The following is a 24,541-nucleotide window of genomic DNA, read 5'->3' as shown; positions in this document are numbered from 1 at the left end:
CTTCAGCGGGGGCGGTGCTGCTCCTCGACCAGCGCGTCGAGGGCGGCGCGCATCGCCTCTGTGGTGTTGCGCTCGTTCTTCCACCCGAGGCCGCGGATCCGGGAGGTGTCGAGGCGCACCACCGGGACGTCGCCCTTCCAGCCGCGGCTGCCGCCGCTGAAGCGGTACTCGACGTCGTCGGGGCGCAGCCCGACGGCCTCGACGGCGAGGTCGGCGATCTCGCGGACGGTGAGGTAGTCCTCGGTCGCGACGTTGAAGACCCGCACCGGCGGCTCGGGCTGGGCCACCGCGAGGAGCACCGCCTCGAGGACGTCGCTCACGTGGATGTAGGACTTGGACTGCCGGCCGTCGCCGAGCACGTCGAGGTGCAAAGGCTCGGCGAGCAGCTTCCTGACGAAGTCGAGGCCCACCCCGTGGGACTGGCGAGGGCCGATGACGTTGCCGAAGCGGAAGATCCTCCCGGTCATCCCGAACATGTGGCAGTAGGCCGAGATGAGCACCTCGCCGGCGAGCTTGCTCGCCCCGTAGGTGGAGACAGGGAGCAGGCCCCCGCGGTCCTCTTCCGCCGGGACCTCCCCGAGGTCGCCGTAGACGCCGCTCCCCGAGGCGTAGACGATCCGCCCCACCCCCGCCTGGCGCATCGCCTCGAGGACCCGGTGGGTGAGCAGCGTGCCCTCGTCGAAGTCGATCGCCGGGTTGGCCATCGCCGCCGCGATGTCGGGGTTGGAGGCGAGGTGGATCGCCGAGTCGTGGCCCTCCATCGCCTCGCGCAGCGCCGACCCGTGAGCGACCTCGCCGCGCACCACGACGAGGCGGGGGTCGCTCTCGTGGGCGGCGAGGTTCGACTCGAGGCCCGAGGAGAAGTTGTCGTACACGGTGACCTGCTCGGTCGTCTCGGCGGCCAGCAGCCGGTCGACGAAGTGGCCCCCGATGAAGCCCGCCCCGCCGACGACGACGACCTTCCGGATCGCCGCCCGCGCGGGCGGCGATCCGCTCAACGCAGCGACTCCCACCTCGTCGGCACGCGGGCGAGGGCTGGATGGCTGACGAGCAGGTGCCAGATCACCGCGCAGAGCCCTTCGGTGTGCGGGGTGATGTGGTCGGGGTAGAGCGGCGGGAGGAGGACACAAGCCTCGGAGACGGTCGCGGTGTAGCCGCCGTCGCGTCCGACGATGCCGTAGATGGCCGCGCCCCGTTCGCGGGCGAGCTCGAGCGCCTTCACGAGGTTCGCGGAGACGCCCCGCTCCCGGTCGCCGCCGCCCACCGAGAACACGAGCACCCCGTCGTCCTCGCGCAGGTGCGACCCGTCGAGCCACTCGGAGAACGTCGTCTCCCAGCCCTCGTCGTTGGCCCTCGCGGTGAGCTCGGAGACGTTGTCGGTCGGCGTGTAAGCCTCGAAGCCGCAGATCTTCCGGAAGTCGTTGACGGCGTGCGAGGCGTGGCCGGCGGAGCCGCCGACGCCGAGGATGAAGAGCCTGCCGCCCCGCTCGCGCACGGCGGCGAGGCCCGTCGCGCAACGCTCGATCGCCCCGGTGTCCACCGCCTTCAGGACCTCGGCGCTCTCCGCGAGGAACTGGTCGGCAAAGCTCACTGCGGCTCCTTGTCCTGGGGCGGTCGTCGTGATCGCGTCCGGCCAGCATAGGCAGGGTCGTCCTCCGTGCTCGTGCGGTGAAGGCTTCCGCGCGGCGCGCAGCGGGCGCTGCGCCGAGTGCAGGTAAAATTGCCCCGCGGGCCCCTGTGCTACCCCGGAGGGTTGCGTGGAGCGCGTGGCCAAAGGAGCAGCGCCGTGCCGATGCGCGAGGAGTGCAAGCACTACCAGTCCCGGACCTACGCCTCGGGCGAGGTGGCGCGCCTGTGCGTGCTCGACCTCGCGCCCGAGGCGCCCTGGCGCTGCCCCGCGGACTGCCCCCGCTACGAGCGCCGCCTCGCCGACGCGGGATGGACGCACGGCTCGCTCGTGGAGCCGGCGGTCGAGGACGAGCCCGACGAGGCACCCGAGGAGATCGCCTCGCTGCTCGACGCCGCCGAGGACATCGTGAACGCCGCCGGCCCGGAGATCCGCGCCGAGGTCGAAGCGGCGGAGCACCGCCGCGAGAGCGGCTGGCGGAGAATGTTCAGGCGACGGGGCCGCTGAGCGCACCCGTCGCGGCGGGGCCCGGCTGCCTGCTCAGAGCTGGATGACGGGGCAGGTGAGGGTGCGGGTGATCCCCTCGATCTGCTGCACCCTGCCGACGACCATCCGCCCGAGGTCGTCGACGGTGATCGCCTCGGCCTCCGCGATCACGTCGTAGGGCCCGGTGACGTCCGAGGCGTTCACCACTCCCGGGACCTGTCGGATCCGACGGGCGACGTCGGCCGCGGCACCGAGTTCGGTCTTGATGAGCACGAAGGCACGAACCGTCATCTCGACTCCCGGTTGTAATGAATCGGAAAGGTAGCGAGCGCGTCCGCAAAGGGCGAATCGTCGGCACCGCCCCCCCCGCCCCCGTACCATCGGCGATGGTGGATCGCGCGCCGTTCCGTCGGGGGACCGAGGTGGCGCGCGCGGCGTTGCTCGCGCTGCTCGATCAGCGCCGCCCCTTCGGGCGCCTCGCGGTGGTGCACAGCCTGCAGGCGGCAGGGACCGGGCTGATCACCATCTCGCTCGCCGGCTCGCTCTTCTTCTCGATCTCGCCCGACGCGGCGAAGGGCAAGGTCCTCCTCTACCTCTTGCTCACGATCGCGCCCTTCGCGCTCGCCGGGCCGGCGCTCAGCCCCCTGCTCGACCGCGGCCGGCGCGCGCGGCGCGCGAGCGTCGCGATCGCGAGCGCCCTCTCGGCCCTTGCCTGCCTGGCGATGGCACGCAACATCCACGACCTGCTGCTCTTCCCCGAGGCCTTCGTGGTGCTCGTCCTCGGGAAGCTCTATTTGGTCGCCCGCGCCGCACTCGTCCCCGAGGTCGTCCTCGAGGGCGACGACCTCGCGAACGCGAACGCGAAGCTCGCCGTGCTCGCGTCGCTCGCCAGCTTCGCGGTGCTGCCCCTCGGGATCGCACTGCTGAAGATCGGAGCCGCCTGGGGGTTGCGCCTCGCGGCGGTCCTCTTCGTCGCCGGCACGGTCGCGTCGCTGCGGCTGCCCCGCCCGCGCGCTGACGCCGAGGTGCCCGCCCCGCCCGCCGCGCCAGCACCGGCGGGCGAGCGGGCGGCGCAGCGCCGTGCGCGCCTCTCGGGGGTGCTCGCGATGGCGAACGCGATGACCGTGATCCGCGCCACCCTCGGCTTTTCGACCTTCTTCCTCGCCTTCGCGCTGCGGCGGGCGCATGCGGGCGCGCTGTGGTTCGGCCTGCTCCTCGTCGCGAGCGGCGTCGGCTCGCTCGTCGGCTCGCTCGGGGTGCCCTTCCTTCGCCGTCGCCTCGACGAGCGCCAGATCGTGCTCTGCGCGCTCGGGGCCCTCGTGGCCGGGAGCCTCGCCGCGGGGATCGCCGGCGACCTCGGCGCGCAGGCGTTCCTCGCCCTCGTCGCCGGCGTCGCGCCGACGACGGCGAAACCGGCGCTCGACTCGATCCTGCAGCGGGCCGTCCCCCCGGCCCAGCTCGGAAGGACCTTCGGCCGGCTGGAGACGCGACTGCAGCTCGCCTGGGTGCTCGCCGCGGTGATCGCGGTGCTCATCCCCTTCCCGGTGCGCGTCGGGGACGGCGTCGTCGCCGCGGCGAGCCTGCTCGCGCTGCTCTCCCTCGTCTCGGGCGCGGCGACGCGTCGCAGCCCCAGCCCCTCGCCGGTGCGCGAGGGCTGATCCTTTACCGGCGGGCGTTAGTTGGCGCGCAGCCGGTCGTCGAGCTCCTCGAGCTCGTCGCGCAGCTGCGTCGGCATCCGCTCGCCGAAGCGGTCGTAGTACTCCCCGATCGCAGGGAGCTCGGCCAGCCACTGCTCGACGTCGACCCGCAGCAGCTCGGTGAGGTCGTCCGAGGAGACGTCGAGGCCCTCGACGTTGATCGCACCGGGAGCCGGCAGCAGGCCGATCGCCGACTTCTGCGCCTCGGCGCGGCCGGCGCAGCGGTCGAAGATCCACTCGAGGACGCGCGAGTTGTCGCCGAAGCCGGGCCACAGGTAGCGGCCGTCCTCGCTCTTTCGGAACCAGTTCACGTAGAAGATGCGGGGCAGCTTCTCCGCGTCGACCTTCTCGCCGACCTCGAGCCAGTGCGACCAGTAGTCGGCCATGTTGTAGCCGCAGAAGGGGAGCATCGCGAAGGGGTCGCGGCGGAGCTTGCCGACCTCGCCTGAGGCGGCGGCCGTCGTCTCGGAGGCCATGATCGAGCCGAGGAAGACACCGTGCTGCCAGTCGAAGGCCTCGTGCACGAGGGGGACGACGCTGCCGCGGCGGCCGCCGAAGAGGATCGCCGAGATCGGCACCCCCTCGGGGTCGTCCCACTCGGGGGCGATCGCCGGATCCTGGCTCGCCGAGACCGTGAAGCGGGAGTTCGGGTGCGCCGCGGGGGTGCCCGACGCGGGCGTCCAGTCCTCGCCCTTCCAGTTGGTGAGGTGTGCCGGAGCCTCCTTGGTGAGGCCCTCCCACCAGATGTCACCGTCGTCGGTGAGGGCGGTGTTGGTGAAGATCGTGTTCGCCCCGAGCGTGAGGAGGGCGTTGGGGTTCGTCTCGGAGTTGGTGCCGGGTGCCACGCCGAAGAAGCCGGCCTCTGGATTGATCGCCCGCAGCGTGCCGTCGGGGGCGATCTTCATCCAGCAGATGTCGTCGCCGATCGTCTCGACCTTCCAGCCGGGCATCGTCGGGACGAGCATCGCGAGGTTGGTCTTGCCGCAGGCAGACGGGAAGGCGCCGGTGATGTAGCGGACCTCGCCGACGGGGGAGGTGAGCTTCAGGATCAGCATGTGCTCCGCGAGCCAGCCCTCATCGCGGGCGATCGCGGAGGCGATGCGCAGCGCCAGACACTTCTTCCCGAGGAGGGCGTTGCCGCCGTAGCCAGAGCCGTAGGACCAGATCTCGCGCGTGTCGGGGAAGTGCGAGATGTAGATGTGCTCCGGGTCACAGGGCCAGGGCACGTCGGCAGCGCCCGCCTCGAGGGGGGCGCCGACCGAGTGCAGGCAGCGGACGAACTCGCCGTCGGCGCCGATCGCATCGAGGGCGGCGTCGCCCATCCGCGTCATGATCCGCAGGCTCGCCGCGACGTAGGGGGAGTCGGTGAGCTGCACGCCGAGCTTCGCGATCGGGGAGCCGATCGGCCCCATCGAGAAGGGCACGACGTACATCGTGCGCCCCTTCATCGACCCGGCGAAGAGCTCCTCCAGGGTCGTGCGCATCTCGATCGGCGCGACCCAGTTGTTGGTCGGGCCGGCGTCCACCTCGCGCTCGGAGCAGATGAAGGTGCGCGCCTCGACGCGGGCGACGTCGCGGACGTCGGAGTGCGCCCAGTAGCTGTGCGGCCGCTTGGCGTCTGAGAGCTCGGTGAAGGTGCCGTTCGCGACGAGCAGCGCGCAGAGTCGCTCGTACTCCTCGCGCGACCCATCACACCAGTGGATGCGGTCGGGCTTGGCGAGTGCTTCGAACTCCTCCACCCACTCGAGAAGTTTGCGATGGCTAGTCGGGGCCAAGTGATGTTCCTTTCCCACCAACGGGGCAGCCCGCCCGACACACGCGTGTCATCTGCCAGCTTCGATAATTCATCCGCCCGATACCACGGGGAGGAGCATCAGACACGCTAACGCGCGACAACTGCGCCGGGCACGCCCGACGGCGTCGTTGGTAGCGTCCGCGCGTGTCCGGGGTCCCCACGAGCGGCGACGAGCGCACCGTGCTCGAGCGCCTCGCGACGCTGCTCGGCCCGCCACCGGCGGGGGAGGTGTGGGCGGGCGACGACGCCGCGGTGGTCGAGAACCCGCCCGGCCACCTGCTCTTCTCCACCGACGCGCTCGTCGAGGGCGTGCACTTCACGCGCGCCCTCTCCTCGCTCGAGGACATCGGGTGGAAGGCGCTCGCCTGCAACCTCTCGGACCTCGCGGCGATGGGCGGCCGCCCGCTCGCGGCGGTCGTCGCCCTTTGCGGCGCCGCGGCAGCGGACCTCGACGGCATCTACCGCGGGGTGACCGGCGCCGCCGAGCGCTACGGCTGCGCCGTCGTCGGTGGGGACCTCTCCGACGCCGAGGAGATGGTCGTCACGGTCGCCGTGCTCGGCACGACCGACGGCCGTCCACCGGTGCTGCGCAGCGGCGGGCGCCCCGGCGACCGGCTCTTCGTAACCGGGCCGCTCGGCAGCTCGGCCGCGGGGCTGCGACTGCTGCGCGCAGGCGAGGGGGAGTCGAACGAGGCGGTCCGCCGCCACCGGCGGCCGCTCCCGCGCCTCGGCGAGGGTACGGCGGCCGCCGAGCTCGGGGCGAGCGCGATGCTCGACCTCTCCGACGGGTTGAGCCTCGATCTCGACCGCCTCGCGCGGGCGAGCGGCGTCGGGGTCGAGCTCATCACCGTGCCGGTCGCGGCCGGGGCCAGCGAGGAGGAGGCGCTCGGGGGCGGCGAGGACTACGAGCTGCTCTTCAGCCTGCCGCCCGGCCGCGAGGCCGCCGGGCTGTTCGCAGCGCGCGGGCTGGCGACGCCGATCGAGATCGGGGTGCTCGTAGGGGACCGTGACCGGCGGACGCTGCGCGGCGCCCCGCTCCCGTTGCTCGGCTATCTGCACCGCCTCTCGGGCGGGCGCCCCGAAGGGGAGTGAGGCCGCTCAGCCCTTCGCGGCGAGGACGAAGCGGCGCAGCGGCGGCTTGGTGACCTTGCCGGCGCGGATGCAGGAGGTGCAGACGTCGATCCGTCGGGAGGTGCCGTTCACGAGCGCCCGCACGCGCTGGATGTTGGGGTTCCAGCGGCGCTTGGTCCGACGGTGGGAGTGGGAGACGTTCATCCCGAAGCTCGGGTGCTTCCCGCAGATCTCACAAACGGCTGCCACGACGACGACCCACCTCTACAGAACGGGGGACGGGCGCCGCGCCTGACGCGAACGGGCCCGGGGAACGGCCAGTGACATTACCATCCCCCGCCGTGGGGGCCGATCGCGCACTTGTCGTCCGGTGGCACGGCCTCGCCGTTGGCTATGCCGGCTGAGCCGCTCGCGGCGACTGCGCTCGCCACCGTGATGACGGCCTTCCGGGACGCCCTCCGGCGCCACCAGCACGAGATCAACCGGCTGAACGTCTTCCCCGTGCCCGACGGCGACACCGGGACGAACATGACGCTCACCCTCGACTCGGTGCTCGAGGAGATCGGCCGCCTCGACGAGGCCGGCCTCGCCGACCCGGCCGCCGTCGGCGCCGCGATCTCGAAGGGCTCGCTGATGGGCGCGCGGGGGAACTCGGGGGTGATCCTCTGTCAGATCCTCCGGGGCCTCGCCTCCTCCGCCGCACAGGCCCGGGCGCTCGGTGCCGACGAGCTGCGCTCGGCGCTCACCTGTGCCGCCGCGGCCGCCCGCGCCGCGGTGCTCCGTCCGGTCGAGGGCACGATCCTGAGCGTCTGCGACGCCGCCGCCGCGGCGGCGGAGAAGTCCGAGGAGGACGACGTCGCGGTGCTGCTCGCCGAGGTGCGCGTCGCCGCGCGCGACGCCCTCTGGGCGACACCGACCCAGCTCAGCGTGCTCGCCGAGGCCGGGGTCGTCGACGCCGGGGGCGCCGGGCTGCTGCTGCTCTTCGACGCGCTCCTCGAGGTCGCGGCCGGCGTGGCGGCCCCCGCGGAGCTCGACCTCCCCGCGACGGTGCTCGCGCTGCTCGCCGGCGCGCCGCACGAACAGGAGGCGGCGCCGCAGGGCGCCCTCGCGGGGCTCACCTATGAGGTGATGTACCTCCTCGACTCCGACGACGAGCGGATGGCACCGTTCAAGGAGCGCTGGGCCGCGATCGGCGATTCGATCGTCGTCGTCGGCGGCGACGGGCTGTGGAACTGCCACATCCACACCGACGACATCGGGGCGGCGATCGAGGCGGGGATCGAGGCGGGGCGCCCCCGCGAGATCCGCGTCACGGACCTGCAGCACCAGGTCGAGGAGGAGGCGTGGGTGCGCGCCGTGCCGTCGGCCGGCGCCGTCGGGAGCGGGCGGCCGCTCACCTCGGTGGTCGCCGTCGCGACCGGCCCCGGCGTGCAGCGCATCTTCTCCTCGCTCGGCGTCGACCGCCTCGTCGCCGGCGGGCAGTCGATGAACCCCTCGACAGCGGAGATCCTCGCCGCGGCCGAGGCCGCGCCGGGAGCCCAGGTCGTGGTGCTCCCGAACAACTCGAACATCTTCCCCGTCGCGGAGCAGGTCTGCCTGATCGCGAGCAAGCCGGTCTTCGTGGTGCCGACCAAGGGGATCCAGGAGGGCTTCGCCGCGCTCTTGGCCTACGACCCCGCCGCCTCGGGGGAGGACAACGCGCGCCTCATGCTCGAGGCCACCACCCAGGTGATGGCCGGGGAGGTGACCCGCGCGGTGCGCGCCGCGCGCACGGCCGTCGGACCGGTGAACGCGGGTGACTGGATCGGCCTCTCCCGCCAGGGGATCGAGGCCGTCGGCGGCCGTCTCGCCGACGCCGCCCTCTCGCTCCTTGAGATCCTCGTCTCTCCGGGTTGCGAGATCGTCACGCTCATCGCCGGCGACGAGGCGCCCGAGGAGGAGCTCGACGAGATCGAGCGCGTCCTCAAGGCCAAGTATCCCGACCTCGCCGTCGAGCACCTGGAGGGCGGGCAACCGCTCTACCCGCTGCTCATCTCGGTGGAGTGAGCCAGGCGACGCCGGCCCCCCCGGCGACGGGCGGCCGCAGGCTGAAGCAGCTCGCGCAGATCGAGGTGGGTGAGCTGCGTGGCGTCGGCCCCCGCAAGACAGCGGCGCTCGCCGCGATGGGCATCGAGAGCGTCCTCGACCTCCTCATGCACTACCCGCGGCGCTACGCCGACCGGACGAACTGCCAGGCGATCGCCGCGGTGCGCGTCGGCGAGGAGGCGGTCGTCTCGGCCGAGGTCCGCCGGGTGAGCACCCGCCGGCCGCGCAACCGGCGGGCGATCGTCGAGCTCACCGTCGACGACGGCACCGGCAACCTCACCGTGAGCTTCTTCAACCAGCCGTGGCGGGCCCGCCAGCTGAGCGAGGGGGCGCACGTCGTCGTCTTCGGCCGCGTCGACGAGTACCACGGCCACCTGCAGATGGTGAACCCGCTCGTCGACCTCGTCGGCGACCGCACCGGCCGCATCGTCCCGATCTACCGGCAGTCCCAGAAGGCGGGGATCACCTCCGCCGAGCTCACCGAGTACGTCGCCGAGGCACTCGAGCGGGCGCGCACCTTCGCCGACCCCCTCGACGGCCCGCTCCTCGAGGGCCTGCGGCTCGTCTCGCGCACGACGGCGCTGCGTGCGATCCACGCACCCGACGACGACGAGGAGCGCTTCGCCGCGAGGCGCCGCCTCGCCTTCGACGAGCTGCTCCGCCTGCAGCTCTCGCTCGTGCTGCGCAAGCGCGCCGCCGCCGAGGCGGCGCGCGGCATCACGCACCTCCTCGCCCCGGCTGAGGGCCCGGGCCTCGTGGCGGGGTTCATCGAGGGCCTGCCCTTCGCCCTCACCGGCGCGCAGCGGCGGGTCATCGAGGAGATCGCCGCCGACCTCGGGAGCCCGCTCCCGATGCACCGCCTGCTGCAGGGCGACGTCGGCTCGGGCAAGACCGTGGTCGCGCTCGCCGCCCTCCTCTACGCGGTGCAGGGGGGGCACCAGGGGGCCCTGATGGTGCCGACCGAGGTTCTCGCCGAGCAGCACTACCTCGCCGCCCGCCGCCTCCTCTCCGGCCTCGAGGTCGACGACGCCGGCCGCCTCGGGGGGCGCCGCCCGGTGGTCGCGGCGCTCCTCACGAGCCGCACGACGACCGCCGAACGGCGGCGGCTGCTCACCCGCCTCGTACGCGGCGAGGTCGACGTCCTCGTCGGGACGCACGCGCTGCTCACCGAGGACGTGCGTTTCTCCTCCCTCGGCGTCGTCGTCATCGACGAGCAGCACCGCTTCGGCGTCGACCAGCGCGCGGCCCTGCGCGAGAAGGGCTCCGCCCGCGAGGCCGAGGGGCGCGACCCGGACGTCCTCGTGATGACCGCGACCCCGATCCCGCGCACCGCGGCGATGACGGTCTACGGCGACCTCGACTACAGCGTCCTCGACGAGCTGCCGCCCTCGCGCACGCCGGTGCAGACGCGCTGGGTCGCGGAGGAGGGAGAGGCGGTCGCCGCGGTGTGGGAGCGCGTGCGGGCCGAGCTCGCCGCGGGGCGGCAGGCCTACGTCGTCTGCTCGCGGGTCCACCAGGGTGTCGACGACGACGAGGGGGCCGGCGAGGGCCTCCTCTACGAGGACGAGGAGGGCGAGGGCCAGCTCTTCCGCGCCGAGGAGCAGTCCGGCCGGCCGCCGCCGCGCGCCGCGATCGAGGAGCACCTCCGCCTCGCCGAGGGCGAGCTCGCCGGCTTCAGCGTCGGCCTGCTGCACGGCCAGCTCCCCTCGCGCGAAAAGGACCGCGTGATGGCCTCCTTCCGCGACGGCCTCACCCAGGTGCTCGTCGCCACCACGGTGATCGAGGTCGGCGTCGACGTCGCCAACGCCACGGTGATGGTCATCGAGGACGCCGACCGCTTCGGCATCGCCCAGCTCCACCAGCTGCGCGGCAGGGTGGGGCGCGGCGCGCACGCCTCGGTCTGCTACCTGCTCGCGAGCGAGGTGAACGAGGAGGCCGCCCGTCGCCTCGACGCCCTCGCGCGCCTCGCCGACGGCTTCGAGCTCGCCGAGGTCGACCTCGAGCTGCGCGGCGAGGGGACGGTGCTCGGCGCCCGCCAGAAGGGGCGGAGCGACCTGCGCCTCGCCTCGCTGCGCCGCGACCGGGCGCTCATCACGACGGCGAGGCAGGTGGCGACGGAGGTGATCGACGCCGACCCCGCGCTCGCCTCGCACCCGCTGCTCGCCGAGGAGCTCGAGCTGTTCATCGGCGAGGGCGCGGCCGAGTACCTCGAGCGGAGCTGAGTGCGGGTCATCGGGGGGACGGCGCGCGGGCGGCCGCTCACGGCGCCGAAGAGCGCGACGCTGCGGCCGACGGCGGACCGCGTGCGGGAGGCGATCTTCGACGTCCTCGGCAGTCTCGGGGTCGTCGACGGCGCGGAGGTCGTCGATCTCTTCGCCGGGACGGGCGCGCTCGGCATCGAGGCGCTCTCGCGCGGCGCGGCGCGCGCCACCTTCGTCGAGCGCGAGCGTCGCCACGCCGAGGCGATCGTCGCCAACCTCACCGCCACGGGGCTCGCCGAGCGGCCGCACGAGGTCGTCACCCGCGAGGTCCTCGGCTACCTCGCGCACAGCCGGCCCGCCTGCTCGCTCTGCTTCGCCGACCCCCCGTACGGCTTCGCCGACTGGGCGGCGCTGCTCGACGTGCTCCCCGGTGAGCTCGTCGTGCTCGAGTCCTCGGCGCCGATCGAGCTCGGTCCCGCCCATGAGCTCCATCGCGTCTACCGCTACGGCACTACGCTCGTCACCGTGGCACGGCGGACCGCCCACGGGGCGAGTGGGGGTGGCGTGCTCGGGTGACGAGCGCGATCTTTCCGGGTTCCTTCGACCCCTTCCACAACGGCCACTACGAGATCGTCGAGCGGGCGCACCGCGTCTTTGACCGCGTCGTCGTCGCCGTCCTGCAGAACTCGGCCAAGGGCGACCCCCTCTTCGCCCCGAAGGAGCGTGAGGAGATCATCGCCACGTGTCTGGCAGGATTCCCCAACGTCGAGGTGGTCTCGATGTCGACGCTCGTCGTCGACGTCGCTCGCACGGTGGGCGCGGACGTGATCGTCCGCGGGCTGCGTGCGGTGTCGGATTTCGAGAACGAGCTGCAGATGGCACAGATGAACCACGAGCTCTCCGGGATCGAGACGCTCTTCGTCCCGACCGGGGCGACCTACTCCTTCATCTCCTCGCGCCTCGTGCGCGAGGTGGCGAGCCTCGGGGGCGACGTCACGCGCTTCGTCCCCCCCGCCGTCGCGCTGGCGATGTCCGGGCGCTTCGGTGACTGACTTCCCGCCCGAGGAGGGCGAGCTCCGCACCGAGGGCCCCGACGACGTCGAGGGCCTCCTCGACGAGCTCTTCGACGTCATCGAGAGGGCGAAGTCGATGCCCCTCAGCTCCTCCGCGATCATCAGCCGCGACGACGTCCTCGAGCTCGCCGACCGCGCCCGCCGGGCACTGCCGGGCGAGCTGCTCGCGGCGCGGCGGATGCTGCGCGAGCTCGACGACCTGCGCCGCCGCGCCCAGCAGGAGTCCGACGAGCTGCTCGACGAGGCGCGGGCGCAGGCCGCGAACCTCGTGCAGCGCACCGAGGTCGTCCGTCAGGCCCGCCACCACGCCGAGCGGATCGTCCTCGACGCCGAGGCAGAGGCCCGGCGGGTCCGCCACGACGCCGACGACTACGTCGACCGCAAGCTCGCCGCCTTTGAGATCGTCCTCGACCGCACGATCCGCACCGTGCAGGCCGGCCGCGAGCGCCTCGGCGTGGCGCCGCCGATCCCGGGCGGCGAGCGGGAGGCCGAGAGCGACGAGGGCGAGGCGGGCGGCGAGATCTCGCCGTTCGACCAGGACCAGCTGTAGTGGCGCTCCCTGCGATGTCGGCGGGGAGGGTGCCGGGCGGGGTGCGCCGCCGGTGAGCCGATGGCGGCCGCCGAAGGCGCACGAGCCCTTCGTCGTCGAGGTCGCCGCGCTGCGGCGCGAGCCCGGCAGCGCCCGCAGGGTCTCGTTGGCCGGGCCGATGACCGGCCTCGGGGTGCCGACGAGCACCGTCGCCGAGGGCGAGCCGGTCTGCATCGACGCGCTCCTCGAGTCGGTGAGCGAGGGGATCCTCGTCACCGGGGTGGTGCGGGCGCGCTGGGAGGGGGAGTGCCGGCGCTGCCTCGAGCGCGCCACCGGCCCGCTCGAGGTGGAGGTCCGCGAGCTCTGCGTCGAGGAGCCCGACGACGAGGAGACGACCTACCGCCTCGACGGCGACCTGCTCGACCTGGCGCCGCTCGTCCACGACGCGTGTATCCTCGAGCTGCCGCTCGCGCCCCTCTGCTCGGAGGAGTGCCTCGGGATCTGTGCCGAGTGCGGCGCCAACCGCAACGCTGAAGCGTGCGCCTGCGTGGCGCCCGTCGACCCGCGTTGGGGGGCGCTCGCCGCTCTCGGCGAGAGCGAGCGACCAGAGGAGAAGAAGTAGCGAGATGGCCGTCCCGAAGAAGAAGACGTCAAAGGCAAAGAGCCGCAGTCGGCGCGCCTCGAACTGGGTGCTGCGGGCGCCCGCTCGCAGCAACTGCCCGCAGTGCGGCAACGCCAAGGTTCCGCACGTCGTCTGCCCGCACTGCGGCTGGTACAAGGGCCGCCAGGCCGTCGAGGTCGACTGACGCTCCCCGTCGCGCTCGACGCAATGGGGGGCGACAAGGCCCCCGCCGAGATCGTGAAGGGCGCCCTCCGGGCGCACCAGGAGTTCGGCATCCCCGTCCTGCTCGTCGGGCCGGACGACGGCTCCCTCGGTGACCTCGGCCCCCTCCCCCTCCTCGCCGCCAGCGAGGCGATCGCGATGGACGAGGACCCGGCGCGCGCGGTGCGTACCAAGAAGGACAGCTCGCTCGTGCGCGCCGCCGAGGCGGTGCGCGACGGCCAGGCGAGCGCGATGGTCTCCGCCGGCAACACCGGCGCGGCGATGGCGGCCGCGCTCTTCCGGATGGGACGCATCGCCGGCGTCGCCCGGCCGGCGATCGCCACCCCCCTCCCGGTGCCCGGGGGCACGCCGACCGTGCTCATCGACGCCGGGGCGAACGCCGAGTGCCAGCCGGAGTGGCTCGTGCAGTTCGCGCAGATGGCCTCCGCCTTCGTCACCCGCCGCTACGGCAACCCGGACCCCTCCGTCGCCCTGTTGTCGATCGGCGAGGAGGACTCCAAGGGCAACACCCTCGTGAAGGAGGCGCACGCGCTCTTCGCGAAGGGGGTCGGGGTGCGCTTCATCGGCAACGTCGAGGGGCGCGACCTCTTGCAAGGGGTCGCCGACATCGTCGTCACCGACGGCTTCACCGGGAACGTCGCCCTGAAGACCCTGGAAGGGGCCTCGAAGACCTTCATGGGGATCCTCCTCACCGTGATCGGCTCGACCGAGGAGACCCGCGCCGCCGGCGACGTGCTGATCCCTGCGCTGCTGCCCTATGCGGCGAACATCGACCCCGAGGAGACGGGTGGGGCGATGCTCCTCGGCGTCGACGGCGTCTGCATCATCAGCCACGGCAGCTCCTCGGAGCGGGCGATCGTGAACGCGGTGCGCGTCGCGCACGACATGGCCGAAGGCGACCTCGTCGGGAGGGTCCGGGAGGCGGTCTCCCGGTAACATCGCTCCGCCGAGAGGCGCGAGCAGATGAGGAGTCGCAGGTGGCGGAGAGTGCTGCAGGGCAGATCAGCCGGGACGAGGTGCTCGACCTCGTGCGCACCCAGCTCGCCGAGATCCTCGAGATCGAGCCGGCGGGGATCGCCGAGACGGCCTCGTTCGCCGAGGACCTGAACGCCGACTCGCTCGCGCTCATCGAGCTCGTCGAGGCGCTCGAACAGGAGTTGCGCGAAAAGGTCGAGGGCTTCCGGATCGACGACGAGGACCTCGAGGACCTGCGGACCGTGCGCGACGCCGTCGACTACGTGACGGCGAAGCTCGAGGTCGCCTGAGCGAGGCCTCCGGCGGCGGCGACCCCGCCGCTGCCGTCCGAGAGCGCGGCGGCGCCACCGTGCAGGAGACGGCCGAGGCCGCGCTCGCCGCCCGCCTCTCGCCCTACCTCCGCGATCCCGGCCTCCTCCACCTCGCCCTCGCGCACCGCTCCTGGTGCGCCGAGCACCCCGGCGAGGAGTCCAACGAGCGCCTCGAGTTCCTCGGCGACGCCGTGCTCGGGGTGGTCGTCACCGAGCACCTCTACCGCGCCCTCTCGGCGCGCGCCGAGGGGGACATGGCGCGCATCCGCTCGGGGGTGGTGTCGACCGAGGCGCTGGCGCCCGTCGCCGCGGCCCTCGGGGTCGGCGAGGCGCTCCTCCTCGGGCGCGGGGAGGAGTCCTCGGGCGGAAGGGCCAAGGCCTCGCTCCTCGCCGACGCGCTCGAGGCGCTGATCGGCGCGGCCTACCTGGCCTCCGGCGCCGCCGCCGCCGAGGCGATGGTGGGGGACCTCCTCGGTGACCTCGTTCTGGCCGAGACCGCGCGGCGCGAGCTCGGCGACGCGAAGAACCGCCTCCAGGAGCTCGCCGCGCGGCTCTCGCTCCCCACGCCGGCCTACGAGACGACGGGGCGGGGTCCGGACCACGCGCGCTCGTTCCGCTCGGTCGTGACCGTCGGGGAGCACCTCGGCGAAGGAGAGGGGCGGAGCAAGAAGCTCGCCGAGCGCCTCGCCGCCGAGGCGCTCCTCGTCCGCCTCGCCGCACCGGGGAGGGGCGCCGCGGGGCCTCCCCGTGCCTGAGCTCCCCGAGGTCGAGACGGTCCGCCGCGGGATCGAGGGCACGCTCCTCGGGAGGAGGGTCGTCGCCGTCTCGGTGACCGGGCGCCGCTCGGTCCGGCGCCAGTCGGCACCGGAGTTCTGCGCCTCGCTCGAGGGGCGGGTCCTCGTCGGCGCGCGCCGGCGGGGGAAGTACCTCCTCGTCGACCTCGACGACGCGGCGGTGCTCGTCGTCCACCTGCGGATGAGCGGCCAGCTGCTGCACGCCCGCCCGGAGTCGCCGACGGTCGCGCACACCCACGTCGTCCTCGCCCTCGATGACGGCAGCGAGGTGCGCTTCAGCGACCCGCGGACCTTCGGCGAGCTCTTCGTCGCCCGCGAGCTCGACGGGCGGGACGCCCCCCTCGCCCTCGCCTCGATCGGGCGCGACCCCCTCGTGGACGGGGTCGACGAGGCCGAGCTGCGCCATCGCCTCGCCCACCGGCGGGTCGCCCTCAAGGCCTTCCTCCTCGACCAGCGCGAGCTCGCGGGGATCGGGAACATCTACGCCGACGAGATCTGCTTCGTCGCCCGCCTCTCGCCGCTCAGACGGAGCGACACCCTCACCCGCCTTGCGGTGCACCGCCTCGTCGCGGCGATCGACGAGGTCCTCACCGAGGCGGTCACCCTCGGTGGCTCGACGCTGCGCGACGCCCGCTACCGGGACCTCTTCGGTGGCACCGGCACCTTCCAGATCCGCCACGCGGTCTACGACCGCCTCGACGAGCCCTGCCTGCGCTGCTCGGGGACGATCCGCCGCGTGCGGGTCGCCGGGCGCTCCTCCTACTCCTGCCCGCGCTGCCAGCGCTGACCGTTCGCCGCTCCGGCCGGTCCCGCCCCCGCCAGGCCCGTCCCCTCACCCGCACCGGTAGAGTGCCCGGCTGACGGCGCCCTCTCCCCCCAGGTAGGCGATGGCCGAGCGATCGATCTTCATTGTCGGCAACTGCCAGGTGCGGCCGCTCGCGGACGCGCTGCGGATGCTGTTCCCGGGCGACCTCGTGATCGAGATCGCGAGCTGGGACTTCGACGAGGAGTACACCGCGAAGGCGACGGCCTACCTGCGCTCCCTCGACGTCCAGATCCGCATGCCGCTCGTCGACAGCCCCCTCAGCCAGGAGATGATCGGGGAGGCCCCCGGCCAGCAGCTGGTCGAGATCCCGTCCTTCACCTTCTCGGCCTTCCACCCCGACATGGTCTACGCACTCGCCGCCGACGGCGACCTCTTCCGCGGGGAGGCCGACTACCACTCGGCGATCGGGCTCTGGGCCTGGAAGCAGGGGGCGAGCGCCGAGCAGGCGAGCCAGCTCTTCCGCGACGACCTGCTCGTCGCCCTCGGCTACGACGAGTACTGGGACGTCTCGGTCGACGCGGCGCGCGAGACCTTCGAGGCCTCGGACCTCGACTTCGCCCCCTTCTGGGCGAACGTGCACCGAAGCGGCGTCTTCATGCACACCATCAACCACCCGAACCTCCTCGGGGTGGCGGCGTTCGCGAAGTCCATCGCGGCGCGCATCGGCGCCTCGACCGACGTCTGGGACTACCCCCTCACCCGCTACCTCACCGATTACTGCCCGAGCGCGGTGTGGCCCGTCTTCCCGCTCGTCGGCAGGCGCCTCGGGGTCCCGGGGGCGTGGCACTGGCGCCTCCAGGAGCGGCAGTACCTCTCGGTCGCGGAGTACCTCGAGGCGGCGTACGGGGCGTACGCGGGCGTCGACCCCTCCTCGGTGACCTGTCACCGCCTCGGCGACGGCCGCTACGACGAGGTGCTCGCCCCGGCGCTCGCCGAGATCCGAGGGAGGCACTGATGGCTCGTCACCCCTACCAGGAGCTCGACGACCTGCACTTCTGGTCGCGGGTCGTGACGCCGGTGGCCTTCCACTCGCTCGATCCGGTGCGCACCGCCAAGTTCCACGTCGGCCCGGACGACAAGGTCGCGACGATGGGCTCGTGCTTCGCGCAGCACCTCTCACGCTTCCTGTCGCGTTCGGGGCTCAACTACTTCGTCACCGAGGGCGGCGACGAGGCGCTCGGCGAGGAGGAGCGTGCGCTCCGCAACTACGGGACCTTCTCCGCCCGCTACGGCAACGTCTACACGGTTCGCCAGGCGGTCCAGCTCGTCGAGCGGGTCTACTCGCGCCGCTGGCGCCGCAGGGAGGAGGTCTGGCGACGCGGGGACCGCTACGTCGACAGCCTCCGCCCCCAGGTCGAGCCGGCGGGCTTTCCCTCCGAGGAGGAGCTGCGCGCCGATCGCGCCGCGCACCTGCTCGCGGTGCGCCGGGTCTTCGAGGAGAGCGACGTCCTCGTCTTCACCCTCGGCCTCACCGAGGGCTGGCGCTCGCGTCACAGCGGCCTCGTCTTCCCCGTCGTGCCCGGCGCGAGCGGCGGCGAGTACCGCGCCGCGGACTACGAGTTCGTGAACTTCGGCGCGGCGGAGGTGACGGCCGACCTGCACCGCTTCGTGCGCGAGCTCCGCAAGGTGAACCCGCAGCTGAAGGTGCTCCTCACGGTGAGTCCGGTGCCGCTCATCGCGACCTACACCGACCAGCACGTGCTCCCCGCGACGGTGTACTCCAAGGCGGTGCTGCGCGTCGCCGCCGCGGAGGTGAGCGCCGCCTACGGCCACGTCGACTACTTCCCCTCCTATGAGATCGTCACCAGCACCTCCTCGGGCGGTCGCTACTTCGCCGACGACCTCCGCTCGATCACCGACGAGGGCGTCTCGCACGTGATGCGGGTCTTCAAGCGCCACTACCTGGACGGGGAGGGCGGGGCGACGTCCTCGCCGGCCGCTCAGTCGCTCCGCCGGGAGATCGCGGCGGTGCGGGAGATCATCTGCGACGAAGAGGTCCTCGATGCCGAGCCGCCGAACAGCGCCTCCGCCGCGGCGCTCGGCGAGCTGGCGGCGGACGCCGAGCGCTGAGGGGCGCTTCGAAACGAGGGGGGCCGCCGGCCTGTCCGACAGGAGCGCTCGGCGCCCTGCCATCCAACCCGACCGGTCGGCGGGCTGGGTAGGGTGAGGCCGCCGTGTACCTCAAGTCGCTCACGCTGAAGGGCTTCAAGTCCTTCGCCGATCCGACCACCCTCGAGCTCGAGCCGGGCGTCACCGTCGTCGTCGGCCCGAACGGCTCCGGCAAGTCGAACGTCGTGGACGCCGTCGCCTGGGTGCTTGGCGCGCAGGGGCCGCGCGTCGTGCGCTCGGCGAAGATGGACGACGTCATCTTCGCCGGCACCGCGAAGCGCCCCGCCCTCGGCCGCGCCGAGGTCTCGCTCGTCATCGACAACTCCGCACACGAGCTGGCGCTCGACTTCAACGAGGTCACGATCACGCGCACGCTCTTTCGCAGCGGGGAGAGCGAGTACGCGCTGAACGGCGTGGCGTGCCGCCTCCTCGACGTCCAAGAGCTGCTCTCGGACTCGGGCGTCGGGCGCAGCCAGCACGTGATCATCGGCCAGGGCCAGATCGACGGCATCCTCACCGCCCGCCCCGAGGAGCGGCGGATGGTGATCGAGGAGGCGGCCGGCATCTTGAAGTACCGGCGCCGCCGTGAGCGCGCCGTGCGTCGCCTCGAGAGCAGCGAGGCGAGCCTCACCCGCCTCCAGGACCTGCTGCGTGAGGTCCGTCGGCAGATGCGGCCCCTCGAGCGCCAGGCGGCCTCGGCGCACCTGCACGGCGAGCTCGAGGTGGAGCTCACCGCGATCCGGCGCTTCCTCGCCGGGGTCGAGCTGCGCACCCTCGAGACGGCGGTGCGCGAGGGGGCGGCGAGCCTGCGCTCGCTCGAGGAGCGGACCACCGTGCTCGCGGCCTCGCTCGAGCAGGTCGAAGCGAAGCTCGAGGCGGCGACCGATTCGCTCGCCCGTGAGCCCGACGAAGACCTCGCCCCCCAGCTCAGCTCGCTCGACCGCCTCCACCAGCGCTCGACGGGGCTGCTCACCTTGATCGAGGAGCGACGGCGGGCGAGCGCCGCCCTGCTCGCCGCGCTGGAGGCGGCAGGCGACGTCGCCCCGCTCGAGGAGAGCCGCCGGCGGATCCTCACCGAGCTCGAGGAGACCGAGCGCGAGGCGATCGCGCTCGGCCCCGAATGGGAGCGCCTCGCGGTGGCCGAGACGGCGCTCATCGAAGCCGAGGTGGCCCACGCGGAGCGCTTCGTCGGCCTCTCGCGTTCCGCCGCGCCGGAGCTCGCCGGGCGCCGCGCCGCAGCAGACGAGGCGCGCGCCACGCTCGCGGAGCGCCGCCAGCACGAACTCGTCGCCCGGGCGCGGGCGGGAGAGCTCGCAGAGCGCCTCGCGCTGCGCCGTGGCCGCGCTGCGTCGCTCGCGGACCGACAGGGCGAGCTCCGCACGGCGACAGCGACCCTCCGCAGCGCCGCGGAGGCGGCGCGACAAGCCCTCGAGCGCAGCGCCGCCGAGCGGCGCGAGGGGGAGGAGCGCCTCTCGGTCGCCGCCGACGCGCGGCGCCGCGCGCAGTCCCGCGAGGAGGCGCTCGAGCTCGCCCTCTCCGAGGCGCGCGAGCGTGCCGACCTCGGCCGACTCGGCGCGCTCCCGGGGCTGCTCGGCACGCTCCGCGAGCTCGTCGTGGTCGATGACGCCACCGCCCCCGCCCTCGAGGCGGCGCTGCTCGGTGCCCTCGACGCCGCCGTCCTCGCCGAGCCGCGCGCCCTCGGCGAAGCGCTCGCGCTCCTCGCCGGGCGCGGCGGCGTGCTCCTGCCGCTTCCCGACGGCCCCACGCCGCCCGCGGGCCCCGCCCCGGTGGGGACGCGCTGGCTGCGCGAGCTCGTCGACGCCGAGGGTGCGGGGCTCCGCGCGCTCCTCGACGCCCAGCTGCGCGGCGTCGCGATCACCGATCTGCCCGCGGCGGAGGCCTTCGAGGCCGCTCGCGGCGCGGACGACGTCGTCGTCGTGACGCGTGCCGGTGACGTAGTGGCTCGCGGAGCGATCCGCCTCTGCTCCTCGTCGGTGGGCGCGACCGCCTCCGCCCACGCCGAGGCGCGGGCGCTCTCGCGGGCCGCCGCCGAGACCGAGTCCTCGGTCGAGGAGGAGGTCGCCCGCCTGCGTGCTCTCGAACACGAGGCCGCGGCGGAGGAGGGCCGCTGCCGTCTCGCCGCCGACGCCGCGGGCGCGGAGCTCGGGGGGCTGGACCGCGAGCTCGACTCCCTCGGGAGCGAGCTCGCCGAGCTGGAGCGCGCCGCGCAGACCGCAGCTGCGGAGGAGGCGGCGCGAGCTGCCGAGCTCGTGCCCGCCGAGGCGGCAGCCGCGGCGATCACCCGCGAGCTCGTGCTCCTCGAGGCCGAGGCGGCGCAGGCGGCCGTGCACTACGAAGAGGCCGACGCCGCCCGCCACCTCCTCGACGAGCGGGCGCGGGCGCTCGCCGCGCTCCGTCGCGACCTCGAGGTGCGCGCCGCCGGCCTCGAGGGGCGCCGAGAGCAGCTGTTGCGGCGGCGTGAGGAGCTGGACGCGGCGCTCGCGCAGCGGCGCGAGGCGGTCGCAGAGGCGAGGCAGCGCCGGGCGCTCTTCGACGCCGAGGAAGCGACCTTGCTCGGACTGGCGGGCGAGCTCCGGCCGCTCGCCGAGTCCCTCGCCCGGCGGGTCGCCGCCGTCGCCGCGGAGCGCGACCGCCGCCACGCCCTCGGGAGGGAGCACCTCGAACGCCTCGGCTCCCTGCGCCGCGAGCGCGACGACCTCGAGCGGCAGTCCCACGAGGCCCGCGAGCGGCGCCAGCGGTCCGAGATCGCGATCGCGGAGGCGAGGATCCGCCACGAGACGGCGCTCGACGCGCTGCGCCGCGATCTCGAGATCGAGCCCGCCGAGGCGCTCGCCGCGCCGCGCCCCGAGCTCGCCCCGGGGATCGAGCCGGCAGCACGCCTTCGCATGCTCGAGCGCGAGCTGCGCGAGCTCGGCCCCGTGAACCCCCTCGCCGCCGAGGAGCTCGCCTCGCTCACCGAGCGGAGCGTCTTCCTCGAGGGACAGCTCGAGGACGTGCGCCGCGCCCGGCGCGAGCTCAACCAGGTGATCAGGGCGGTCGACGCCGAGATCGTCGACGTCTTCGCCGCCGCCTACGAGGACGTCGCGGCGCACTTCGAGTCGCTCTTCTCGATGCTCTTCCCCGGCGGCGAGGGGCGCCTCAGCCTCACCGCTCCCGACGACCTGCTGGAGAGCGGCGTCGAGATCGAGGCCCGCCCCGCCGGGCGCAACGTGCGACGCCTCTCGCTGCTCTCGGGAGGTGAGCGCTCGCTCGTCGCGATGGCCTACCTCTTCGCCGTCTTCCGCTCGCGCCCGTCGCCCTTCTACCTGATGGACGAGGTCGAGGCGGCCCTCGACGAGGTGAACCTCACCCGCTTCCACGGCCTGGTGGACGAGTTCCGCGGCGAGGCGCAGCTGATCATCGTCAGCCACCAGAAAAAGACGATGGAGATCGCCGACTCCCTCTACGGGATCTCGATGCAGCCCGGCGGCGGCTCCAAGGTGCTGAGCGAGCGGGTCAGCCGTGCCGGGGGCCCCCGGCGCGCGCTCGAGCCGAGCGGAGGCTGGGCATGACGGTCGTGATCGTGGTGCTCGCGGTCGTCGTCGTCCTCGCCGCCTCGTTCCTTCTGGTGCGCCGCGGGCGCGCCGGTCACCCGGCGATCGGCGGCGAGGCCGGCGAGGCGCTCGCCCGCCCCGCCCCGCCGACCGCTGCGCCACCGGCGGCGGCGAGCGCGCCCACCGCCACGGAACGTCCGGCTGTCGAACCCCTCCCACAGGCCCCACCAGCCCCGGCGACACCCGCCTTTCGCGAGCGCGTCGCCCGCGCCGTCTCGGTCTTCGGGGCACCGCTCGGCGCCCTTCGGAGCCGCGCCAAGGTCGACGAGGCGGCCTTCCAGGAGCTCGAGGAGGCGCTCCTCCTCGCCGACGTCGGCCTGCCGACGACGACCCGCCTCCTCGAGCCGCTCCGCGCGGGGGTCCGTGACGGGACGATCTCACCCGAGCCCGAGCAGCTGCTCGGCGCGCTCCGCGGCGCCGTCGCCGCGCTCTTCGCCGGCGAGGAGCGGGCCCTTGACCGGGGGGGCCAGCCCGCGGTGTGGCTCTTCGTCGGGGTGAACGGGGTCGGCAAGACGACGACGATCGGAAAGCTCGCCGCCGCGGCGACGCGCGCCGGTGAGCGGGTCGTGCTCGCCGCCGGCGACACCTTCCGGGCAGCCGCCGGGGAGCAGCTCGAGCTCTGGGCCGAGCGCTCCGGCTCCGAGATCGTGCGCGGCGCCGACGGTGCGGATCCCTCCTCGGTCGTCTTCGACGCGATCGAGCACGGCGCCGCGGTGCACGCCGATCTCGTGCTCGCCGACACCGCCGGGCGGCTGCACACCAAGACCAACCTCATGGAGGAGCTGAAGAAGGTGCGGCGCGTCGCCGACCGCCCGGAGGGGCGCGTGCGCGAGGTGCTGCTCGTGCTCGACGCCACCACCGGACAGAACGGCCTCGCGCAGGCGCGCGAGTTCGCGTCGGCGGTCGGCGTCACCGGGATCGTCCTCACCAAGCTCGACGGCACCGCCAAGGGCGGCATCGTGCTCTCGATCCGCGCCGAGCTCGGGTTGCCGATCAAGCTCGTCGGCCTCGGCGAGGGCGCCGAGGACCTCGTCGAGTTCGACCCGGAGGAATTCGCCGCCGCGCTCTTCGCCTGACGAGCGATCGCCTCCCGCCGACGGGCGTGGGGAGCGGCGGCACTAACCTCTCCCCGCCGATGTTCGACACCCTCACCGACCGCTTCGACCAGATCTTCACGCGCCTGCGCGGCCACGGCCGCCTCGGCGACGCCGAGGTCGACGAGGTCCTCCGCGAGATCCGCGTCGCCCTCCTCGAGGCCGACGTCAACCTGGAGGTCGTCCGCAACCTCGTCGAGGCGATCCGCGCCCGCTGCAGCGGCGCCGAGCTCTCCAAGAGCCTCACCCCCGCCCAGCAGGTCATCAAGGTGGTCAACGAGGAGCTCACAGCGACGCTCGGCGGCGAGCCCTTCCGCGTCCAGTACGCCTCACGGCCGCCGACCGTCGTCCTCCTCGCCGGGCTGCAGGGCTCGGGCAAGACGACCGCCGCGGCCAAGCTCGCCCACTGGTTCCGCCAGCAGGGGCGCCACCCGCTGCTCGTCGCCGCCGACCTTCAGCGCCCCGCCGCCGTCGAGCAGCTGCGGGTGCTCGGGCGCGAGGTGGGGGCCTCGGTCTTCTCCGAGGCGACCAACCCCGTCGACGTCGCCCGCCGCGGCGTCGCCGAGGCGGAGCGGGTCGGGCGCGACGTCGTGATCATCGACACCGCCGGGCGCGTCACCCTGGACGAGGCGCTGATGGACGAGGTCCGCGAGATCTCCGCGGCGCTCACCCCGCAGTACCGCTTCCTCGTCCTCGACGCGATGACCGGCCAGGACGCGCTCGGGACGGCGCGCGCCTTCAACGAGGCGATCGGCCTCGACGGCCTCATCCTCACCAAGCTCGACGGCGACGCGCGCGGAGGCGCGGCCCTCTCGGTGAAGCACGTCGTCGACCGCCCGGTCGCCTTCGTCTCGACCGGCGAGCGGATCGCCGACTTCGAGCCCTTCCACCCGGACCGCATGGCGAGCCGCATCCTCGGGATGGGCGACGTCCTCACCCTCATCGAGCGCGCCGAGCGCGTCTATGACGAGGACCAGGCCGCCGACACGATGGAGCGCCTCCGCCAGGGGCGCTTCACCCTCGGCGACTTCCACGAGCAGCTGCAGCAGATGAAGAAGATGGGTCCACTGCAGAGCCTGATGGGGATGCTCCCGGGCATGCCGAAGGAGATCCGCAACGCCTCGATCGACGACCGCGACGTCGCGCGCGTCGAGGCGATCATCCGCTCGATGACCCCCGCGGAGCGCGACGAGCCGGCGCTCATCAACGGCTCGCGGCGACTGCGCATCGCGAACGGGAGTGGGACGAGCCCGACGGATGTGAATAACCTGCTACGGCAGTTCAAAGAGATGCAGAAGCTGATGCGGTCCTCGGGCCTCGTCGGTGGGCTCGCCCGTGGTGCCGCCCGCGGCAAGAAAAAGGGCGGGCGCGTCACGGCAAAGGGTGGGCGCTCCTTCGGGTAGCGACCCC

General features: G+C 73.5%; 24 protein-coding genes. 19 read left to right on the top strand and 5 right to left on the bottom strand.

Features of this window, described 5'->3' with window-relative positions:
* Nucleotides 1-2: 2 nt before the first annotated feature.
* Together VNF07_09340 and VNF07_09335 are read right to left on the bottom strand one after the other, a co-directional pair.
* A complete protein-coding gene (locus VNF07_09340) occupies nt 3-998 on the bottom strand; it encodes an NAD-dependent epimerase/dehydratase family protein (protein HVB06430.1) in 996 nt (331 codons plus the stop codon).
* Entirely contained in the window at nt 995-1,591 is a 597-nt protein-coding gene (locus VNF07_09335) for an SIS domain-containing protein (protein HVB06429.1), read from the bottom strand. The genes VNF07_09340 and VNF07_09335 overlap by 4 nt, the downstream gene beginning before the upstream one ends.
* 195 nt (nt 1,592-1,786) lie before the next feature.
* Between VNF07_09335 and VNF07_09330 the strand changes: the two genes are divergently transcribed.
* The gene (locus VNF07_09330) at nt 1,787-2,134 is read left to right on the top strand and encodes a hypothetical protein (protein ID HVB06428.1); all 348 of its coding nucleotides are present in this window, start codon (nt 1,787-1,789) and stop codon (nt 2,132-2,134) included.
* Between the two features lie 33 nt (nt 2,135-2,167).
* Here the strand turns inward: VNF07_09330 and VNF07_09325 are convergent, their stop codons facing one another.
* Nucleotides 2,168-2,404, bottom strand: a complete 237-nt coding sequence (locus VNF07_09325) for an Lrp/AsnC ligand binding domain-containing protein (protein ID HVB06427.1) — start codon at nt 2,402-2,404, stop codon at nt 2,168-2,170.
* A gap of 95 nt (nt 2,405-2,499) precedes the next feature.
* Between VNF07_09325 and VNF07_09320 the strand changes: the two genes are divergently transcribed.
* Nucleotides 2,500-3,771 carry an MFS transporter gene (locus VNF07_09320; GenBank protein HVB06426.1) on the top strand — a complete coding sequence of 424 codons (1,272 nt, stop codon included), beginning with the start codon at nt 2,500-2,502 and terminating at the stop codon, nt 3,769-3,771.
* A 17-nt stretch (nt 3,772-3,788) separates the two neighbouring features.
* Here the strand turns inward: VNF07_09320 and VNF07_09315 are convergent, their stop codons facing one another.
* On the bottom strand, nt 3,789-5,603 hold the full coding sequence (locus VNF07_09315) for a phosphoenolpyruvate carboxykinase (GTP) (protein HVB06425.1): 1,815 nt from the start codon (nt 5,601-5,603) through the stop codon (nt 3,789-3,791).
* Nucleotides 5,604-5,749: 146 nt separating this feature from the next.
* Here VNF07_09315 and thiL point away from each other — a divergent pair, with 146 nt between their 5' ends.
* Nucleotides 5,750-6,697: a thiamine-phosphate kinase gene (gene thiL, locus VNF07_09310; protein HVB06424.1), complete on the top strand. Its 948-nt coding sequence runs from the start codon at nt 5,750-5,752 to the stop codon at nt 6,695-6,697.
* A gap of 6 nt (nt 6,698-6,703) precedes the next feature.
* On the opposite strand, the gene rpmB is transcribed toward thiL, so the two are convergent.
* The gene (gene rpmB / locus VNF07_09305) at nt 6,704-6,925 is read right to left on the bottom strand and encodes a 50S ribosomal protein L28 (protein HVB06423.1); all 222 of its coding nucleotides are present in this window, start codon (nt 6,923-6,925) and stop codon (nt 6,704-6,706) included.
* A gap of 144 nt (nt 6,926-7,069) precedes the next feature.
* Between rpmB and VNF07_09300 the strand changes: the two genes are divergently transcribed.
* The 16 genes from VNF07_09300 to ffh all read left to right on the top strand — a co-directional run bounded on the left by VNF07_09300 (nt 7,070) and on the right by ffh (nt 24,534).
* Nucleotides 7,070-8,722 carry a DAK2 domain-containing protein gene (locus VNF07_09300; protein HVB06422.1) on the top strand — a complete coding sequence of 551 codons (1,653 nt, stop codon included), beginning with the start codon at nt 7,070-7,072 and terminating at the stop codon, nt 8,720-8,722.
* The gene (gene recG, locus VNF07_09295; GenBank protein ID HVB06421.1) at nt 8,719-10,983 is read left to right on the top strand and encodes an ATP-dependent DNA helicase RecG; all 2,265 of its coding nucleotides are present in this window, start codon (nt 8,719-8,721) and stop codon (nt 10,981-10,983) included. The genes VNF07_09300 and recG overlap by 4 nt, the downstream gene beginning before the upstream one ends.
* Nucleotides 10,984-11,538 carry an RsmD family RNA methyltransferase gene (locus VNF07_09290; GenBank protein ID HVB06420.1) on the top strand — a complete coding sequence of 185 codons (555 nt, stop codon included), beginning with the start codon at nt 10,984-10,986 and terminating at the stop codon, nt 11,536-11,538.
* Nucleotides 11,535-12,014, top strand: a complete 480-nt coding sequence (gene coaD / locus VNF07_09285) for a pantetheine-phosphate adenylyltransferase (GenBank protein ID HVB06419.1) — start codon at nt 11,535-11,537, stop codon at nt 12,012-12,014. The genes VNF07_09290 and coaD overlap by 4 nt, the downstream gene beginning before the upstream one ends.
* A complete protein-coding gene (locus VNF07_09280) occupies nt 12,007-12,585 on the top strand; it encodes a hypothetical protein (GenBank protein HVB06418.1) in 579 nt (192 codons plus the stop codon). The genes coaD and VNF07_09280 overlap by 8 nt, the downstream gene beginning before the upstream one ends.
* 52 nt (nt 12,586-12,637) lie before the next feature.
* A complete protein-coding gene (locus tag VNF07_09275; protein HVB06417.1) occupies nt 12,638-13,186 on the top strand; it encodes a DUF177 domain-containing protein in 549 nt (182 codons plus the stop codon).
* A 4-nt stretch (nt 13,187-13,190) separates the two neighbouring features.
* Nucleotides 13,191-13,370 carry a 50S ribosomal protein L32 gene (gene rpmF / locus VNF07_09270; protein ID HVB06416.1) on the top strand — a complete coding sequence of 60 codons (180 nt, stop codon included), beginning with the start codon at nt 13,191-13,193 and terminating at the stop codon, nt 13,368-13,370.
* The gene (plsX, locus tag VNF07_09265; GenBank protein ID HVB06415.1) at nt 13,289-14,344 is read left to right on the top strand and encodes a phosphate acyltransferase PlsX; all 1,056 of its coding nucleotides are present in this window, start codon (nt 13,289-13,291) and stop codon (nt 14,342-14,344) included. The genes rpmF and plsX overlap by 82 nt, the downstream gene beginning before the upstream one ends.
* A gap of 41 nt (nt 14,345-14,385) precedes the next feature.
* A complete protein-coding gene (locus VNF07_09260; GenBank protein HVB06414.1) occupies nt 14,386-14,673 on the top strand; it encodes an acyl carrier protein in 288 nt (95 codons plus the stop codon).
* Between the two features lie 59 nt (nt 14,674-14,732).
* Nucleotides 14,733-15,449, top strand: a complete 717-nt coding sequence (rnc, locus tag VNF07_09255) for a ribonuclease III (GenBank protein ID HVB06413.1) — start codon at nt 14,733-14,735, stop codon at nt 15,447-15,449.
* Nucleotides 15,442-16,275 (top strand): bifunctional DNA-formamidopyrimidine glycosylase/DNA-(apurinic or apyrimidinic site) lyase, encoded by an 834-nt coding sequence (gene mutM / locus VNF07_09250; protein ID HVB06412.1) that lies wholly within the window; start codon nt 15,442-15,444, stop codon nt 16,273-16,275. Before rnc ends, mutM begins: the two co-directional genes overlap by 8 nt.
* A 100-nt stretch (nt 16,276-16,375) precedes the next feature.
* Nucleotides 16,376-17,269, top strand: coding sequence for a WcbI family polysaccharide biosynthesis putative acetyltransferase (locus VNF07_09245; GenBank protein ID HVB06411.1), 894 nt, complete (start codon nt 16,376-16,378; stop codon nt 17,267-17,269).
* Entirely contained in the window at nt 17,269-18,384 is a 1,116-nt protein-coding gene (locus VNF07_09240; protein HVB06410.1) for a GSCFA domain-containing protein, read from the top strand. Before VNF07_09245 ends, VNF07_09240 begins: the two co-directional genes overlap by 1 nt.
* A 104-nt stretch (nt 18,385-18,488) precedes the next feature.
* Entirely contained in the window at nt 18,489-21,995 is a 3,507-nt protein-coding gene (smc, locus tag VNF07_09235; protein ID HVB06409.1) for a chromosome segregation protein SMC, read from the top strand.
* Nucleotides 21,992-23,113 carry a signal recognition particle-docking protein FtsY gene (ftsY, locus tag VNF07_09230; protein HVB06408.1) on the top strand — a complete coding sequence of 374 codons (1,122 nt, stop codon included), beginning with the start codon at nt 21,992-21,994 and terminating at the stop codon, nt 23,111-23,113. The genes smc and ftsY overlap by 4 nt, the downstream gene beginning before the upstream one ends.
* Nucleotides 23,114-23,172: 59 nt before the next feature.
* Nucleotides 23,173-24,534: a signal recognition particle protein gene (gene ffh, locus VNF07_09225; protein HVB06407.1), complete on the top strand. Its 1,362-nt coding sequence runs from the start codon at nt 23,173-23,175 to the stop codon at nt 24,532-24,534.
* The last annotated feature ends 7 nt before the right edge of the window (nt 24,535-24,541 follow it).

This window comes from Acidimicrobiales bacterium, from assembly GCA_035533595.1.
In the GTDB taxonomy this organism is placed as follows: Bacteria; Actinomycetota; Acidimicrobiia; order Acidimicrobiales; family Bog-793; genus DATLTN01.
The sequence above is the reverse complement of the archived record's forward strand: the minus strand, read 5'-3'. Positions and strand labels throughout refer to the sequence as shown.